The organism is Micromonospora sp. NPDC093277 (genome assembly GCF_044765245.1).
Lineage (GTDB): Bacteria > Actinomycetota > Actinomycetes > Mycobacteriales > Micromonosporaceae > Micromonospora.
In genome coordinates this window covers 339406-357683 of record NZ_JBIWJO010000005.1, presented here as the reverse complement: position 1 = coordinate 357683, position 18278 = coordinate 339406, and the positions used below count along the sequence as shown (strand labels likewise).

Annotated in this window: 11 protein-coding genes; 2 read left to right on the top strand and 9 right to left on the bottom strand. The window is 70.8% G+C overall.

Translation table 11 applies throughout. From position 1 onward, the window contains the following. Window positions 1–101: 101 nt before the first annotated feature. The gene (locus ACIRG9_RS14010; protein WP_402854824.1) at window positions 102–3191 is read left to right on the top strand and encodes a discoidin domain-containing protein; all 3090 of its coding nucleotides are present in this window, start codon (window positions 102–104) and stop codon (window positions 3189–3191) included. 88 nt (window positions 3192–3279) lie between these two features. Here the strand turns inward: ACIRG9_RS14010 and ACIRG9_RS14005 are convergent, their stop codons facing one another. The 5 genes from ACIRG9_RS14005 to ACIRG9_RS13985 form a co-directional block, all read right to left on the bottom strand. Continuing rightward, entirely contained in the window at window positions 3280–4503 is a 1224-nt protein-coding gene (locus ACIRG9_RS14005) for an Ig-like domain-containing protein (RefSeq protein WP_402854822.1), read from the bottom strand. Window positions 4504–4696: 193 nt separating this feature from the next. Next, entirely contained in the window at window positions 4697–5479 is a 783-nt protein-coding gene (trpA, locus tag ACIRG9_RS14000) for a tryptophan synthase subunit alpha (protein ID WP_402854821.1), read from the bottom strand. Continuing rightward, on the bottom strand, window positions 5476–6666 hold the full coding sequence (trpB, locus tag ACIRG9_RS13995) for a tryptophan synthase subunit beta (protein WP_402854964.1): 1191 nt from the start codon (window positions 6664–6666) through the stop codon (window positions 5476–5478). Before trpB ends, trpA begins: the two co-directional genes overlap by 4 nt. 107 nt (window positions 6667–6773) lie before the next feature. Beyond that, entirely contained in the window at window positions 6774–7547 is a 774-nt protein-coding gene (locus tag ACIRG9_RS13990) for a GntR family transcriptional regulator (RefSeq protein WP_402854819.1), read from the bottom strand. Between the two features lie 143 nt (window positions 7548–7690). Further along, window positions 7691–11908: a HEAT repeat domain-containing protein gene (locus ACIRG9_RS13985; RefSeq protein WP_402854817.1), complete on the bottom strand. Its 4218-nt coding sequence runs from the start codon at window positions 11906–11908 to the stop codon at window positions 7691–7693. A 285-nt stretch (window positions 11909–12193) separates the two neighbouring features. Here ACIRG9_RS13985 and ACIRG9_RS13980 point away from each other — a divergent pair, with 285 nt between their 5' ends. Further along, on the top strand, window positions 12194–13147 hold the full coding sequence (locus tag ACIRG9_RS13980; protein WP_402854815.1) for an SCO2521 family protein: 954 nt from the start codon (window positions 12194–12196) through the stop codon (window positions 13145–13147). A gap of 6 nt (window positions 13148–13153) precedes the next feature. On the opposite strand, the gene ACIRG9_RS13975 is transcribed toward ACIRG9_RS13980, so the two are convergent. The 4 genes from ACIRG9_RS13975 to ACIRG9_RS13960 form a co-directional block, all read right to left on the bottom strand. Beyond that, window positions 13154–14122, bottom strand: a complete 969-nt coding sequence (locus ACIRG9_RS13975; RefSeq protein ID WP_402854813.1) for an SCO2522 family protein — start codon at window positions 14120–14122, stop codon at window positions 13154–13156. Window positions 14123–14127: 5 nt separating this feature from the next. Then, a complete protein-coding gene (locus tag ACIRG9_RS13970; protein ID WP_402854811.1) occupies window positions 14128–15057 on the bottom strand; it encodes an SCO2523 family variant P-loop protein in 930 nt (309 codons plus the stop codon). Next, on the bottom strand, window positions 15058–16899 hold the full coding sequence (locus ACIRG9_RS13965; protein ID WP_402854809.1) for an SCO2524 family protein: 1842 nt from the start codon (window positions 16897–16899) through the stop codon (window positions 15058–15060). Window positions 16900–17090: 191 nt separating this feature from the next. Continuing rightward, window positions 17091–17915 (bottom strand): SCO2525 family SAM-dependent methyltransferase, encoded by an 825-nt coding sequence (locus ACIRG9_RS13960; protein WP_402854807.1) that lies wholly within the window; start codon window positions 17913–17915, stop codon window positions 17091–17093. Window positions 17916–18278: the final 363 nt, after the last annotated feature.

The window sequence follows — 18278 nt, the reverse complement described above, 5'->3', positions numbered from 1 at the left end:
ACCACTCGCCGCGCCCTCTTGACTGATAGAAGCAACTCGATGACTCTGATGGAGAGCGCTCTCCGTTCCCGTCGCCACCACCACCCGTCCGGGAGCCAGCCATGCCGACAGCGCCACCGCAACCACCACCAGCCCGCCCGCGCCGCCGCCTCGCCGCCACGATCGCGGCGCTGCTCACCCTGCTCGCCACCTACGCGGCCGTCCCCGTCCAGACCGCCGCGGCCGCCGGGCCACTGATCTCACAGGGCAAACCGACCACGGCGTCCTCGGTCGAGCAGGCCGCCACCCCGGCCGCCGCCGCCACCGACGGTGATCCCGGGACCCGCTGGTCGAGCGCCTTCGCCGACCCCCAGTGGCTCCAGGTCGACCTGGGCTCCTCCGCCGCGATCGACCAGGTCGAACTCGTCTGGGAGGCCGCCTACGCCCGGTCCTTCCAGATCCAGGTCTCCGACAGCGTGTCCGGGCCCTGGCAGACCATCTACAGCACCACCACCGCAACCGGCGGCACCCAGACGCTGGCCGTCTCCGGCACCGGCCGCTACGTGCGGATGTACGGCACCGCCCGCGCCACCGGCTACGGCTACTCCCTCTGGGAGTTCAAGGTCTACGGCACCACCGGCGGCGGCTCGGGTCCGCCCGGCGGCCGGCCGATCTCGGAGTTCAAGAAGGTCGCCGCCTCCTCCTGGGAGGGCGGCAACGCGCCCGCCGCCGCGCTGGACGGCCGGACGAACACCCGCTGGTCGAGCGAGTTCAGCGATCCGCAGTGGCTCCGCGTCGACTTCGGCGGCGTCGCCACCGTGAACAGGGTCGTCCTCAACTGGGAGGCCGCCTACGCCACCGGCTACCGGCTGGAGATGTCCAACGACGCCAACACCTGGACGAGCATCTACTCCACCACCACCGGGCGGGGCGGCGTCGAGCAGCTCACCGTGGCCGGCACCGGGCGCTACCTCCGGTTCTACGGCACCGCCCGCGCCACCGGCTACGGGTACTCGCTGTGGGAGTTCCAGGTCTACGGCACCCTCGACGACACGGCGACCACGGCGCCCATGCTCTCCGGCCCCACCAGGCCGCCGGGCACGCTCAACCAGTTCGGGCTGACCGCCCCGGCGGACGGCGCCATGATCACCACCACCCGCCGGCCCACCCTCTCCTGGGCGGCCGTCGCCGGCGCCACCCGATACCAGGTGTGGATCAACATCAGCCGGACCGACTACGACTTCACCGCCTCCGGCAACCTCATCGACCTCTACACGAAGGTCGCCGAGCCGACCGGCACCTCCTACACGCCGACCTGGGACCTGCCGGACCGCTGGACCTACAAGTGGTACGTCACCTCGATCGGCGCCACGACGACCACCTCGAACATCCGCCAGTTCAGCGTCTACCTACCCACCCTCGAAACCATCGCCGACGGCGTCAACATCGTCGCCGGCAGCCGGGACCTCAACAAGAACGGCACCATCGAGCCGTACGAGGACTGGCGGCTGCCGGTCGAGACCCGGGTGAACGACCTCCTGGGCCGGATGACGGCCGAGGAGAAGGCGTACCAGATGTTCTACAACGCCCAGGCGTACCCCCGCTCGGGCTGGCACTTCGGCCCCGCCCAGGCGCAGGACCTGCACAACCAGCTCCTCGCGTCGGCCGGCACCCGGCTGGGGATCCCGTTCGTCTCGGCGGGCGACACCATCCACGGCTACCAGACCACCTATCCGATGCAGAGTGCCCTGGCCGCCGCGAAGGACTACCCGCTGGACTACAAGCTCGGCGACATGCAGCGGCGGGAGCAGCTCGAGGTCGGCACGCGGGGAGTCCTCGGACCACTCGCCGAGGTCGGCACCAAGGTGATCTATCCGCGTATCCAGGAGGGCAACGGCGAGAACGCGCAGGTCGCCGCCGCCCAGGTGCGGGCGCTGGTGGCCGGGCTGCAGGGCGGCCCGGAGCTGAACCCCCAGTCGGTGCTCGCCACCGTGAAGCACTGGCCCGGTGAGGGCGCCGGCGGCGAGGCGCTGATCGTCTACGACGGCGTCACGATCAAATACCACATGATCCCGTTCCGCGCGGCGATCGAGGCGGGCGCGGTCAACATCATGCCCGGGTACGCAGGCAGCTCGTTGCTCGACCCGGGCGGCCCGGGCGCCGGTGACAGCGCGCCGATCCTGGCGTACCTGCGTCAGAACCTCGGCTACCAGGGCCTGATCACGACCGACTGGCTGCCGTCCGGCTCGTGGGTCGGCGCGGCGAAGGCCGGCTCCGACGTCATGGGCGGCGCGGACCCGGGCGCGGCCGGCTTCTCGATGGCCACCTTCACCGCCAACGTGCCGGCCGCCCGGATCGACGACGCCGTCCGGCGCGTGCTGCGGTTGAAGTTCCAGCTCGGTATCTTCGAGAGCCCCTACGGCGACCCGGTCAACGGCCCGTACCGCTTCCACCAGCCGTCCTACGCGGCGCTGGCGAACCAGGCATCCCGGGAGGCGATGACGCTGTTGAAGAACGACGGGGCGGTGCTGCCGATCCGGCTGAACCCGGGCGACAACATCGTGGTGGCCGGGCCGCGGGCGGCCGACCCCGCCGGCTGCTGCGTCTGGACCAGCTTCTTCCACTCCGAGTACGGCTCGCAGACCATCCTGGACGCGGTCCGCGGCCGGGCGACCAGGAACGGGGTGAACGTCTACGCGGACGACGGGCCGAACCCCAAGCTGGCCGTCGTGGCGGTGGGGGAGGCCTCCTACACCCACGCCACCAACTGGACCAAGGAACAGCCCTACCTCCCGCCGGACCAGCTCGCGCTGATCCAGGGCTTCCGGTCCCGCGGGATCCCGGTGGTGGTGGCACTGGTCATGCCCCGGCCGTACGTCATCACCGAGTGGCGCGACCTGGCCAACGCCATCGTCGTCACCTATCGGGGCGGCGAGGAGATGGGCCCGGCGCTGGCGAGCCTGCTCTTCGGCGACTACGCGCCGAGCGGCAAGCTGCCGTGGCAGTTGCCGCGCAGCCTGGCCGACGTGCTCCGGCCCGGCGGCACCGACGTACCGGCCGACGCCGTGGAGGCCTGGGACCTGCCGTACGACCTGGGGGCCACCGCGGCCGAACGCAACCAGATCCGGGCCAGCATCGACGCCGGCCAACCGCCGGCGACGACGTACGGGAACCCGCTCTATCCGTACGGGGCCGGGCTGACGGGATTCTGAACCACCGTGACCGGCGCCAGCACGGCGGCGGGGCCGACGGTCCGCGACCCGGACCGGCGGCCCCGCCACTACGCCGGGACGAGGATGGTCACCACTTGTTCCACGGAATCGTCCAGTCGCCCACCCCGTCGGTGAGCGTCATCGCCCGCGGGGTGTTGCGTACGTCGACGACGTCACCGAGCCGGAACGTTTCGTAGAACCACTTGGCATGGGCCGGTCCGACGTTGATGCAGCCGTGCGAGGTGTTCTGGTTGCCCTGCGCGCCGATGTTCCAGTCCGCCATGTGGACGAACTCGCCCGAGTACGAGATCCGCAGGCAGAGCTGGATGACCTCGTCGTAGTAGTCGGGGTTCTTGGGGTCGACGACCCCGTAGCTGGCCGAGGTCATCCGGTGCGACGGCTCGCGCGTCATGACCACGTGCGGACCCGAACGGGTCCAGTAGCTGATGACCTCCCCGTCCGCGTTCTTGCTGGTGCCGCCCTTGCCCATGCTGATCGGGATGTCCCGCACCATCTTGCCGTCGAGGTAGACCTTCATCCGGTGGGTGCGGGCGTCCGCGATGGCGATGCGGGACGGGCCGATGGTGAAGTTCGTGCTCGCGTTGGAGCCGCCGTAGACCCCCTTGCCGAGATCCTTGCCGAAGAGGTTGATCTTCACCGAGATCTTCGTGCCGGCGGCCCAGTACTTTTCCGGCCGCCAGTGCGCGTTCTGCCCGTCGATCCAGCGCCACCGTCCCTCGACGGCCGGCGTGGTCTCGACCTGCATCGCCTTCTCGGCCTCGGCGCGGTTCTTGACCGGCTTGCTGAAGTTCACCATGACCGGCTGACCGACCCCGTACGTGCCGCCCGTCCGGAGCGCGGTCAGCGCGTTGGCCTGGAACGTGATCGAGGCGATCCCGGACGGCTTCACGGTGCTGAAGCTGCTCGTGTGCTCGCTCAGCGTGCCGGCGGAGTCGGCGACGGACACGGTGACCGTGTAGGTCTTGCCGTAGGCCAGCTTGCCGGTCGATCGCCAGGTCTGATCGTCGCTGTCCACCTTGCCGGCGACGGTCTTGCCGCCCGTCGCCACCGAGACGTCCTTGAGCGTGCCGCCCTCGGCCGCCACCACGACCTGGTCGAGCGGCGACACCTTCGTGGCGTCGGCGGCCGGCGTGACGGTCACCCGCACCTCGTCCACGGCCGCGTCCGCCGCCGCAGCCGGGTCCGCCTGCGACCACGAAGCGTCGGACGAGGTTTTCTGGTTGCAACCTGCCGTCACCAGGCCGGCCGTGACACCCAGGCCGGTGGCGATCAACTTTCGACGACTGATCATTGCGTTCCTCTCCGCCGGGAGAGTACTTGGCGGCGGCGCGTCATGGGAGTACCGGTGCCGGGTACTGGACAGTCGATCAAAAAATGTGATTTCCGCTGGGCGGATCCGCACCGGATTCTTCCCATCGGTTGAGATGTCGGCCGAATTGGCCGGCCGCGTGCCGAGTTCCGTTACGCGGCCGAGGTGAAGTGGTTCACTGATCGGTCGCGTCCAGCGCCGTCCGCAGCCGGGCCAGGAAACCGCCGAGCTCGGCGGGTCCGGCCCCGTCGAGCACCCGGCGCATCAGCGCCGAGCCGACGGCGACCCCGTCGGCGTACGCGCAGGCCTCGGCCGCCTGTTCGGGGCCGGAGATGCCGAACCCGAGCAGCACTGGAAGATCCGTGGCCTGCTGGAGCGAGGTCACCAGCTCCCGGCCGGGCTCCCGCAGCTGTGCCTGCTCGCCGGTGGTCCCCATGACGCTGACCGCGTACACGAAGCCGCGGCTGCGCCTGGCGATCTCGACCCGGCGCTGCGCGGCGGTGGACGGGGAGGCGAGCAGCACGAGGTCGAGCGCGTTGCCCTCGGCCGCGGTGGCGATCGGCTCCACCTCGTCGATCGGCAGGTCCGGCACGATCAGGCCGTGCGCTCCGGCGTCGCGGAGCGCGGCGCAGAACGCGTCGGCGCCGTCGTGCAGGACCAGGTTGGCGTAGGTGAACCCGATCAGCGGTACGGGCAGGCCGAGCCGGGAGAGGTCGTCGAGGATCCGCCGGGTGGTCGCGCCCCGGGCCAGCGCCTGATACGAGGACCGTTGGACGACCGGTCCGTCCAGGGTCGGGTCGGAGAACGGGAGGCCGATCTCGATGGCGTCGACGCCGGCGTCCACGGCGGCCCGCAGCAGGTCGGTCCAGTCCTCGGTGACGCCGCCGGTGAGGTACGGCACGAGCAGTTTGCGTCCGGCGGCCCTGGCCGCGCGGGTCCGGGTCTCCAGCGCGTTCAAGACAGCTCCATCAGGGTCGCCATGTCCTTGTCGCCCCGGCCCGAGAGGGTGAGCATCACCGTCGCGCCCGGGGGGATCGTGCCGTCGCCGGCGGCGCGGATCACCCACGCCACCGCGTGCGCGGACTCCAGCGCGCAGAGGATGCCCTCGGTGCGGGCGAGCCGGTGCGTCGCGGCCACCACCTCGGCGTCGTCCACGGTCACGTAGCTGGCCCGTCCCAGGTCCGCCAGGTACGCGTGTTCCGGGCCGACGCCCGGGTAGTCCAGCCCGGGCGCGATCGAGTGTGCCTCGCTGATCTGTCCGTGCTCGTCCTGCAGCACCTTGGAGCGGAAACCGTGCAGCACCCCGGTGGAGCCGGCGTTGATCGCGGCGCCGCCCGCGGCCTCGACGCCGACCAGCCGGGCCGGGGTGTCGACGAAGCCGGCGAAGGTGCCGGCCGCGTTGGAGCCGCCGCCGACGCAGGCCACGACGAAGTCGGGTGCACCGGTGGAGAGGCTGCTCGCGCACTGCGTCCGGGCCTCGTCGCCGATCACGCGCTGGAACTGGCGGACCATCCAGGGGTACGGGTGGGGGCCCATCGCCGAGCCGAGGCAGTAGTGGGAGTCCTCGACCGCGGTGACCCAGTGGCGCAGCGCCTCGCTGCACGCGTCCTTGAGGGTGCGGCTTCCGGTGGTCACCGGGATCACCTCGGCCCCGAGCATCTTCATCCGGAAGACGTTGAGCTGCTGCCGTTCGGTGTCCCGTTCGCCCATGAAGACCGTGGTCTGCATGCCGAGCAGGGCGGCGGCGGTGGCGGTGGCCACGCCGTGCTGGCCCGCGCCGGTCTCGGCGATCAGGCGGTGTTTGCCCATCCGCCGCGCCAGCAGTGCCTGACCGAGGACATTGTTGATTTTGTGCGAGCCGGTGTGGGTCAGGTCCTCCCGCTTGAGCAGCAGGTTGATGCCCAGCTCGGCGGAGAGGCGCGCCGCCGGTGTCAACGGCGTCGGCCGGCCCACGTAGATCGAGAGCACGTGGTGCAGTTCGGCCCGGAACACCGGGTCGGCCCAGGCCTCGGTGAACGCCCGCTCGACCGCCTCGCAGGCCGGTACGAGTGACTCCGGGACGAACCGGCCGCCGTACTCGCCGAACCTGCCGAGCCCGGCCGGTCGGCGGGAGTCGGCCGTGACGGCCTGCTGGCCGACACGCATGAGTTGGTCCATGGCAGTTCTCCTCACAGTTCTAGAACGGCAAGATGGTTATACCAGCTTGCCGGATTGAGTTCTAGAACTGTGGCGGATTGGTGTCCGGAACCGCCTCACATCGACGGGGAGTTATCCCCGATGGCGTAGCTCATCAGGTGGCCGCCGGCCTCCCGGGTATTCATGATCACGACGCCGTTCCCGGCGAGGACGGCGAAGTCGACGACCAGCGTCCGCCGGTCGGCGTCGCGGGTGACCCGCTCACTGCGCATCGCCGGCTCGCCCGCGGGGAGGCCGAGCAGCTCGCCGACGTGCTCGGGCATGAGCACCGGCGTGATCGTCTCCTCGGCCTGTGCCGCCACCGCTCCGGCCCGTTCCGTCAGGACGGCGTACAGCTCCTGCTGCTCGAAGTCCACGTCGGACAGCAGGTCCGCGAACGGCTGCGGGAGGTAGGACAGCTGATGGATCAGCGGAGTTCCCCGGACGATCCGGATCCGTTCCAGCTTCAGCAGCTGACTGTCCGCGGGAATCCGGAACCGCCGGATGAGCTCCTCGGGCGCGGGGATGATCTCGCGGCTCAACACCCGGGTACGTACCTCGATGCCGTGCGCCCGCAGGTCGTCGGCCAGGCTGCGCAGATTTCCCATCGAGTACGGGACGGGCAGGGCCCTGACGTACGTGCCCCTGCCGGGAAGCTGCTCCACCACGCCCTGGTCGCAGAGCTCGTCCAGCGCCTGGCGCAGCGTCATGAGGCTGACGCCGTACTCATCGCTCAGGTGACGCTGACCCGGCAGCGCGTCGCCGGGCGCGAACTCCCCGTTCCTGATCCGCCTGATCAGGTCGTCCCGGATCACCAGGTACTTCGGAGTTCTGCCCGGAACGTCGCGCATGCGTTACCCAGCCCTGAGAGTCGGAACGGAACGCGTCGCGCCGCCCGACGAGTACGGAGCCCCACGCCCTACTTCTGTGGTGCCAGCGTATGGCCGTCGTCCGTGCGGGCCGACGTACGGGGTGGGCCGGACGCCCGGGCCGGTCACGGGAAGTCGTCGGGGCTGGTGAGGGGCAGCGTGGCCAGCAGCTGCCCGGCCAGCCGCCGTACCGTGCCGTCGTCCTCCTGGTGGGCGAGCCGGACGAGCACGCCGCGGGTCCGGCTGTCCTCGCCGTAGTGACGCGCCAACGCCAGCAGCGCGGTCCGGCGGATCTCCCAGTCGTCATCGTCCACCAGCCGCATCAGCAGCTCCCGTACCTCCGTGCGGTCGGCCAGCGTGGCCGCCAGCTGCTCCACCGCCCGGCGCCGGACCTCGAGGTCCGGATCGTCGTGGACCAACCCCACCAGCAGCACCCGGACGGCCGGATCGGCCCCGAAGTACTCGCCGAGCGCGGCGGCGACGCGGGCGCGGATCGCCGGATCCTGGTCGGCCAGCCGGCGCATCAGCCGATGCGTGACAGCCATCGACGCCGAGCCCCGCTCGGTCAGGCAGTGCACCGCCGCGTCGAACACCGCCGGGTCGGTGTCGTACTCGACGCACTCCAGCAGCCCGTCGGTCACCACGTCGGGGCTCCCGTACGCAGCGAGGGTCTGCACGGCGGCGAGCCGGATGCCGGCGTAGCTGTCCCGGCGGGCCCGCCGGGACAGGGTCTCCACCAGACCACCGCCGGCCTCGCCGTCGCGGGCCAACGCCTGCGCGGCCGCGCGCAGCACGTTTGGATCGGGATCCCGGCGAACCTGCTCGGTCAGGCACTCGCGCACGCCGGCGTCCAGCGGACCGCCGCCGCGGGTCAGGCTGCGAGTGACCTGCAACCGGACGATCGGGTCCCGCTCCCGCGAGGCCCGGCTGATGAGCAGGTCGCGGGTGGCGTGCTCGAGCAGCGGCCGGCCGGTGAGCAGTTCCACCGCGGCGAGCCGGAGGCTAGCGGTGGGGTCGTGGCGGGCCCGCTCCAGCAGCAGCTCCCCGGTGCGGTGGTCCGGAGGGTACACCTCGGCCAGCGCGCGCACCGCGGCGAGGCGCACCGTCGCGTCCTCGTCGGCCCGGGCCGTGTGCGCCGCCACCGTCCACCCGGTGTCACCCGGGCGGTACAGGTCGACCAGCGCGGCCACCGCCGCGGCCCGCACGGCCGCGTCCTCGTCCTGCTCGATCCGGTCCACCAGCCGCTCCCGGCACCGCCCCTCCGGGTCGGGCGCCAGCGCCAGCCGCTGTACGGCGACCGCACGGACCCGCGCCGCGGAGTCCGACCCGGCCAGCTTCAACAGCAGCTCGGTGCCCTCCGGGCCGGGCCCGGGCAGCAGCTCGGTCACCAGGCAGCGGCGCACCTCGTCCGGGGCGTCGCCGGCCACCCGCTCCAGCGCCCGGGTACGGGCCGCCTCGGCGTACCCGGGCAACGTCACCAGGCAGTGCAGCGCGCACTGCACCACCCCGGGGTCGGAGTCGGCGGTGAGCAGCCGGTGCAGTGCCTCGGGCGCGCCCGCCAGGTCGGCGCAGCGCGCGGCGAGCACTCCCGCCGCGGCCCTGCGCACCGCGGTGTCCCGGTCGTCGGTGGCGCGGGCCAGCAGCAACCGCCGGATGTCATCGGACAGGTCGGCCCGGCCGCTGAGGGCCTGCACGGCGAGCGCCCGCACCGCGGGGTCGGGTGAGCCGGCTAGGTCGCGCAGCACATCGACGAGGTCGGGGTCGGCGCCGAAGTGGGCGACCAGGGCGCGTACCGCGGCCTGCCGTACCGCGGTCGAGCCGTCCGCCCGCGCCTGGGCGAGGAGCTGATCCCGGCAGTACCGGCGGCTGTGGCCGGTGTCCTGCCGGCCGGCCGCCTCAGCCAGCCCGGCGACCAGGGTGATGTGGGCCTGCCGTTCGCGGCGCTGTCCGAGTTCCCGGTCCAGCAGCTCCTCCAACTGCTCCTGTTGGCCGGACAGCGCCGCGGCGACCCGGGTGGCGAACGTGGAGCCGGAGCGCCAACTGGTCCGCACCCCCCGCCGGCGGTACCAGTGCAGGAAGGTGGCGCGGCCGGGCCACTGCGGCCCGAGCGCCCGGATCGAGGACAGCAGCTCCTGCTCGGTGAGTTCCACCAGGTTCGGGTCGTCGGCGGAGATACCGTGCTCGACCAGCAGCACAACCTGACGTAGCACCGCATTGCCGGCGTCGGCCAGCTCGGCCGGCTGCGGAGCCTCCGCCACGCACTGCGCGGCCAGCACCAGGTTCCATGGCGGACTGGCCAGGTTCAGCGGTGGCCAGGGCCGGTTGACCTCGGTCGCGAGCAGGGTGATCAGGTCGTTGGCGGTGCGGGCGGGCAGCGCGCCGGCGACCAGCCGCAGCACTTCCCGCCAGGACGGATCGGACCAGTGCTCGCGGAACAACGCGCGCATCCGGTCGGGGGACCAGGCGTCCGGGTCGTGCTCGAACCTGTCCACGATCTCCTCGGCACAGAAGTACTCCAGGAACGTGCGGTGCACGAACCCGAACAGTCGCAGTCCGTACCGCTCCAGGATGAAGCTTCGCTGGCGCAATTTGTCGATCATCGAGTAGGCCATGGCGTGCGCCCGCTCGTTCTCGAAGCCGTAGAACTCCACCAGATGGTCCCGGAAGATACGGGCCAATTCGTCGGATTCAATATAGTTTCCGGCCGGACCGGATTCCCGGCATTGCATCCGGTACGCCAGGTGGCGCAGCAGCCGCAGCTTCGCCGGCGGGTCCAGCGGCGGCACGTCGCCGTGGCTCTCCCGCAGTTGCTTGGTCACGTCCCATTCGGAGATCAGCACGTCCGTGACGTGCGCGTAGAGCCGGCGCCGGTTGCGCGGCAGCGGGTGGTCCCGGCCGACGATCGCCATCAGCGTCAGCAGCAGCGGGTTACCGGCGATCTCGTGCATCGCCTGGGATCCGCGTACCACGTCGAGGATCTGTCGCCGCTGCCGGTCCGCCTCGGCCGCCGGGGTGGGCATGACGTAGCGATACCAACTGCCCAGGAACCGGGTGATCCGCTCGTCGTCGAGGTCCTCAAGGGTGAAGTGGTCGAAACCGGCGTTGGCGAAGGTGTGCCGCAGGTACCCGGCGGCCCGCGAGGTGACCACCGTGCGTACCCCCGGGTACTCGGTGGCGAAGGTGGCGATCTGCGCGGCCACCTCCACCCGGTGCGCCGGGTCGAACACCTCGTCCAACCCGTCGAAGAGGAACAACGCCTGGCCGCCCTGGCGCAGGTACGCCTCCAACACGTCCCGGTCGATCCCGGCCAGCCCCTGCTGTCGACGGTGGCCGACGTAGTCCAGCAGACCGTCGCACCGGCCGTCCCCGCGATGCGCTGAGTACGACCGCAACTCGATCAGCACGGGCAGGTGCCGGTCCAGTGCCGCCAGCCGAGGTTCGGCGCGTACCCCGGCCAGCACCAGCGCCAGGTACCGCGCGGCCGCCGACTTGCCGGAGCCGGGGTCGCCGAGCAGCACGATCGCCCGCCGGCCCGGGTCGGAGACCACGTCGAACAGGGCCAGCGCGTCCTTGGCCGAATACTCCTCCCAGAGCCGCTCCACCTCCTCCTGGTCCACCACGCCGGGTAGACCGCCGGCGTCACCGTCCGCCGTGGCGCCGGCCCAACGCCACCAGGCCAACGGCATCTCCGGCCGGGCCTCCTCGTGCACCCGAGGCTCGACGAACACGTTGGACAGGCCGACCGTGAGGTAGCCGATGGTGGGCCGCGGCGAGACCGCGTCCAGCGGCACCGCCTGGTACATCTGCCCCAGGAGTTTCTGGTACTGGTTGCGGGCGGCCTCCGGCAGGTGGATGTCGGGGTCGCCGGGTTCGCGCCCCGGGGACCGGCCGCTGCGTACGTCGGCCAGGGCCACGGTCACCTTCGCCGAGAGATCGTCCACACTGGTGAAGAAGGCGCACAGATGGCGTTCCTTGAGTTCCCGGCGCAGCGCGACGATCTGCTGCCAGTCGGCGTCCCGATCGACCATGTCCACCGGCCACAGGGTGTCCTCGGCGAGCAGGAAGATGAGGCACGGTTTCCCGGCCGCGAGCGCCTCGCGGTACTCCAGTTCGGTGATGGAGGACTTCTGGCCGGACGGTCGGTACCCGTAGCGCCACGCGAAGAGTCCCACATAGAGGTCGCACCGGCGCACGTCGGCCAGGCAGCGCTCCAGGGGCGGCCGGATGTCGGCGCCGTACGCCTCCATGGCCACGTCTTCGATCTCGAGGCGACGGGCTGCCGCGTGCACGGCGGCTCGATATTCCAGCAGGTCCTTTTGCGTGGCCGAAATGTAAACCTTCATCGACGGTAAACTCCAGGGGTGGCTGGCGACCGCACCATTCAAAATATCAGCCTCTCTCACATCCACCGGCCCGCGAACCTCCGGCGGCCGGTCGGATATGTGCTCGCCGCACCGGTGGCCCTATGATGACGGCACCGATCGGATCCGGGTACGGGCCGAGCCCACGCCCACCGGTAATCCGCGCGCGGACCGTGTCGGTGCGGGGCACGGCGGCGTACGTCAATCACCATAGGACCGCATTCCGCGGGGCGACCGCGGACCGGTGGTGGCGATGCGGAGGAAGCCATGCTCACGGTGGGTGAGGTGCACACCAGCCTGCTGCAGCACAGCACGGCGTTGACGCAGGAGCAGAGCTCCGAGGTGCTCAGCCTGGTGGAGGGTGAGGCCGTGCTGACGTCCCGGCGCCCGTCGCTGTACGCGGTGTCGCCCGACGTCCGCACCGGCGTGGACTGCTGGCTGCCCAGCGCCAAGAAACGCCAACTGCGCGGGGTGGGCGCGGTGGTCACCCGGGCGGTCGTCACCGGCGGCCGGATCGCGCAGGCCTCCTCGATCGTGCAGGTCGTCGCCGGGGAGCGCCGCCGGCCGTGGTCGCACTACCTGGCCAGTCCTGGCGTGCTGGAGACGGTCGGCAAGCTGGACGTCGAGGATCTGGCCGGGGGATTCCGGCTCGGTAATGCCGCCGACGTGCTGAACCTGGAGGCGATCACCGCCCGGGTGCTCGACGGCGTGCAGATGAACGAGCTGTTGGACCGCCGACCGCCGCTGCGCGCGCCGCGCACCCGAATGCGCTGGACCGCCAAGATCCACGAGCGGCCGGACGTGGCCAGCGCCGTGGTCACGCTGGACACCCCGACGCTGCGCACGGTCGAACTGGTGGTCGGCCCGCAGGACGTGCCGGCCGTGGTGGCCGGGCTCTGCGAGGATCTGGCCCTGCACGACTGGCTGCTCACCACGCTGTCCGCGCTGATGGAACTCGCGGTGACCCGGGCGGTCTCGACGCGGGAGCACATCGAGCGGCTGCGGCCGGTGATCGAGCACCTGCGCCACCTGTGGCTACCCGGCGCGCGGGTGGACCCGCGGCTGCGGCCGGTCTGGGATCAGCTGGAGCAGGTGCCCGGGTTCAGCCGGCAGTGGAACTCGCTGGTCAACTGGATCCGGGACCAGATCACCGTGGGAAACCTGGCCCTGCTGCGCGACCTGGCCGACCAGGTGGCGGTCGGCCAGCCGGGCCTGCGCTGAGCACGCTCATTCCCCGATGAACACGTAGCTCAACCGGTCGACCAGCTCGCTGGGCAGCTCCAGGCCCTCGCCGCTGGCCCGCTTCGCGACCTGCCGGGCGACCGCCGGTGGCACCGCCACCTGACCGAGGATGGTCCGCACGGCGAGCTCCACCGGCAGGTACCGGGTGTCCATCAGGGTCACCGTGCGATAGGCGCAGAACGGTGTGGCGAGCGGGTTCAACTGGACGATCGCCGGCAGCTCGTCCCACTCGGTGGGCAGTGGTTCGCCGGCTGGCAGCCGGTACGGCTGGGCCACCGTCTCACCCCGGTGCCGCAGCACGCCCAGCCGGGTCATCTGCCAGACCGAGGCCAGCAGCGCGCAGGCCCACACCCGGCCGTTCGGCTCGTTGGACCACAGCTCGACGTCGACGAAGATGGAGTGCCGGGGGTCGCCGGACTGCACCGGCGGGGTCCACGGCAGCGGCAGGGTCATCGCGGGCGCGGGCACGTCCACATGTCCCGGCGAGCGCATGCCGTTGGACAGCCAGCCCGACTCGTTGAGCGGTGGGCGGCTTCCGTTGGTGTGCCGGGGCGGCTCCACCACCAGCGTGTCGACCACCAGTTGGGCCAGCTCGACGTCGTCGTGCCGGGCGAAGGTGGACTCCCGGGCCACGTAGTCGAGCACCAGCCCCTGGGACGCTGCGGCCTCCTGCACCTGGGGGATGACCTCGCGCGGGTTTCCGAACCGGTGGAAGTAGTCGTCGACGAGGAAACAGGTGCTCACCCGGGGCTGCCGCTGTGGACGCAGCCCCCGGCGGGCCAGCGCCGGAATCGCCTGGGCCCAGTCCGCGATCCGCTCGAACTTGCGCTGCAGCTCTCGGCCCCCGTCACCGAAGTCCTCCGCGTAGACGTGCCCCAACTCCACCGACAGGTGTGAGTACGGCACGCTCTCCGTGCGACGCACTGCGGCTGCCTCCTGGAACCTGACATCCACGGTTATCACACGGTCTCCCACGCGGTGTCGTCGAAGATTTTCTCGGTCAACTCCACGAAGGCGTCCGCGGTCCTGGCGTTGGCGATCTTGGATTGCACATCGTGGTCCGAGATGAGCTGCTCGCGCCACTGCAGCAACGGGTCCAGCGGCACCGTGCCCAGCAACGTGGTCCGACCGGTGCCGCGCCGTCGGGCCAACTCCGACAGTTCGGCGTCGCACGTCTGCAGGAAGGCCTGCTGGGCGAGGTCGAGGTGCTCGACCTCGGGACCGCGCGGATCGATCACGGCGGTGCGGATGAACCGAAGCGACTCCCGTAGTTGGTCCGGCTCGTGGCCGTACTCCTTGCCCATGGCCAGGATTCCGCCGGCCTCGAACGCCAGGTCCGCTGCCGCGGTGACGTGCTGGGGGGTCCACCGGTGGAAGACCAGCCAGCGTGCGGCCACCTTGCGCATGGTGGCGGTGGCGGTGGCGGCCAGGGCGATCTGGCTGGCGTAGGAGCGGCCGGCGCTGAGGTCCACCAGGGTCAGGTCGAACTCCTCCTCCAGCCGCAGGAAGAGCTCGGCGCAGCGCTTGGCGATGTCGTTGGTGAACCCGAACTCGCTGCCGTTGCGCTGCCCGGGCAGCAGCACCAGCGAACCCGACCCCGGGGGCCGCTGGCGCAGGCTGGGCCGCTCCGAGGTGCCCCACACGTCCAGCTGTTCCGGGGACGGGATCTCCCCACGCAGGTACCGGTGCAGGCCGCCGCCGTTCGGCCCGGCGCCCTCCACCCCGTTGGTCGCCTGCGGGATCTGGAACGTGATGCCGGCCGTCGGGGAGCCGAAGTCGTAGTCCAGGTAGCAAGTGGGGCGGCCGGAGAGCGCGCTGCGGTAGGCAATGTTCGCCGCGGTCACCGAGCGCCCGGTGCCGCCCTTGTGGGAGGTGACGAAGACCAGCATTCAAATCCCCTCGCTGGCCTTCTGCTGCCCGGTGGTGATGTCGTTGAGCAGCAGGAGCAGGGAGTTCGCCAGAGCCGCCGCGGTGCCGGGCCGCTCGTCCACCAGCAACTGCGCCCGGCGCAGACTGGACCGGATGCTACGCATGCTGCGGTTCATCGCCGTGCCGGCGAACGTGCCGCGCATCAGCTCCCGGTCGAACAGGTACTCGGCCTCGTCGATGAGATCCTGCGCGTACGCGGCGAGTCGGCCGGCCCGCGGGAACGGCCGCTCCCAGAGCAACTGGCCGGCGCTGACCAGTGCCTGCACCACCCGCTCGGTCAGATACCAGGAGGGTGCCTCCGGCTGCGGCGCCAGTCCGGGGAAGGCGCCGCCGGCATGATCCCACAGCCCCTCGTGCTGGCCGTCCGGGATGCGTCGCAGCAGCAGGTGGTCCCACACCTCGTCGGCGAGTTCGAGCAGTTCGCTGCGCTGCCTGGCGTTGCTCAGCAGACCGGCGACGGTGGTGGCGCGCTGGAGCAGCACCGTGGAGAACTCGTTGACGTTCCACGTCATGATCGGCTTCGACGTGTCGTCGTTCAGGGTCACCCGCTTGCCCGGCGCGTGCAGCACCAGCGCCGGCTCGTCGGGCGAGGCGCGGCGGGTGATCCGGGCCCGCTGGGCCAGCTCCACCAGCACCGCGGCGATTCGCCCGAGTTCCTCGTCGGCGCCGCGCCCGCCGGCGAGCAGGCCCTTCACTGCCAGCGAGGTCGCCTGCAGCGTGTAGTAGTCGGTCCGGTCGCCGTCGGTGGTCCGCCAGGGGACATCTTCGATGGGCCACCGCCGTCGATTGTCGAAGGTCGCCACCGTCGCCCAGTACGTGCGGGTGAGCTCCCAGCGCAGCTGCAGCGCCCGGGACAGCCGCTGTTGCTCCTCGTTGAGCAGCCCGAGCAGCCGGGTGCGTTCGGAGTTCAGGTCGTCGATGGCGTCCATCGCGATGACCGTGAAGTAGAGGTAGGGGGCGTTCTCGGCCGAGCCCTCGCGCTGGCGGCCGATCGGCTCGGTGGTCGGCACCTCCTCGGCCCCGGCGATGACCCCCCAGGACCAGCCGCACTCGAAGAGCATGTCTTTGGTGTCCAGGTCCTCGGTCACCCGACCGGACCCGATCAGCACGCTGCGCAGGCTGGCCATGGTGTCCTGCAACTGCGCACGCAGCGCCGCCACGAGTTCGCTGCGCGGCATCTCATCCTGGTTGACCATGTCGCACAGCCGCACGCCGTACTCGTCGTTGGCGGTGAAGACGAAGGTGCTGAAGCTGCGCAGCAGCCCCACCATGGCCGCGGTGAGTCGCGCGCTGGCCATCGCCTCCAGCCGGTCCAACTGCTCCAGCAGGTCACGCCGTTTCGTCGAGCCACGGTAGACCTTGACGAAACCGATCGTCGCCAGGGTGAGCGTGACCGACACCGCGAACGAGTCGACGATGTCCAGGGAGCGTTGCTCCTCGTCGAGGTCCGGGCCGTCGTCCAGCGGTATGAGATAGCTCCCGCCGCCGAAGACCGGGGTGCCGGCCTCGTCGGTGTACCGGGTGAAATAGTCGGTCATCACGCCGACCAACCGGCGGGGAATTTCGATGGCACCACCGATCGCGCTGAGCGCTTCGAGGATCTCCCGGTCGGTGCGGTCCGGGTCGTCCAGCGACAGCACCGGGACCTTGGTCGCCGGCAGCAACAGGGTCAGCAACTGCTCCGCGTCGCTGATGGAGTTGCTCCCGCTCCGGCCGCCCCAGTGCCATTCACCGTTCTGCCAGCAACTGCGCACCGCGGCCCGCCAGATGTCGAGAATCCTCTGGCGCGGCTGTATCCGCATGATTCACCGCCGTCTGCTGTAGTCGTCGACCTGGAACTGGTGATGCCGTGCGCACGATGATCCACGGTGAGGTGCATCGTCCATCGTATCCACCGAATCCGAGCCTGGCGTGAACGGATCGGGCACCCGTGTGTCGGCCGCTCGTCCGGTTCGCGCCGCCGATGCCTTCTCCGAACGGGGCGGCATCGGCGTCAGCCTCGGGTGCGGCCGGTGACCAGCAGCATTGTCAGATATCCGTCACGCAGCGGCGGCTTCGGCCGCACCTCGTGGAAATCCACGTCGTCCGCGCCGACGGCGACGCTCGCCTCCACCTCGGCGCGCCGCAGCTGCACCGCCGGAAACCAGCGTTGGCCGACGCTGTAGCCGCGGGAGCCGAGCATGAACGTCGCGGCGAAGGGCGAGCCGGGCCGTAACGCGCCGAGGAACCGCGCGACCGCGCGCTCGGACTCCGCCCGGTCGGCCGAGATCGAACAGGCGACGAAGAACATCGTGCCGGCGTCCCAGGCATGCCGGGGCAGGTCGAAGACGCTGGCCCTCCGCACCCGACCCACCTGCGCCAGGCGGCCTCGCGGATCGGTCAGCGCCGAGAACGCCGGGTGCTCCGCGCACACCTGCCAGTACGGGTCCCAGAGCTCGTCGTAGCGGTCGACCTGCGTGCGTAACCAGCTCACATTGGCTGTGGACCACTCACACAGGTCAACGGTGTGGGCGAACGGCAGGACGGGCAGCACCGGATAGATATTCGCCCCCGACCCCACGTCGACGCAACGCGCGTCAGACAGTTTCGCCTCGGCGAAGAAATCTCGGACGCGGCAGAGGATTTCGCGGTCGTCGGCACGCAGCGCGGAGTAGTTGTGCCGGACGTAGGCATGGGGATCGAACCTGTCCCACTCGACCTCGGAATTGACCGGCCTCGGGGATCGGGTTGGTGGTGGCGGGGTGGATGAAGCGTTGCAACCAGAGCCAGCCGCCGGCGTCAATGCCATGGACAAGCCTCCATGAGGTAGGCGGACCACTCTGGCCGTTGTTCCGACGCGCTGAGCACGTTGTCCAATTTGTATCGGACGGGGTTGCAGGCCGCAAGTGGCACCCCGCCAACGCCGTCAATGCCGGCCGCGGGCCATCGCCGACCGGGCTGCCCCGGCGGTGAGGTGGTCAGGCGGGCCGGCTGCCGACCGGTGTCCTCGGGCAGCTGTGCCGGGTGCGCCACCAGCGTGGGTGAGAATTGCGTCTACGCCGCCTGGGCGCAAATTGCGGCGCTCGACGTTCGGCCCATCCCCGGCCGACCGCCCGGCGCCTTTCCGTCGCCACGCGCGCGCGTATGTCCCTGGCAAATCGGGACCGACTGCGAGGAAAAGGAACCTGTCTCGGGACGGCGC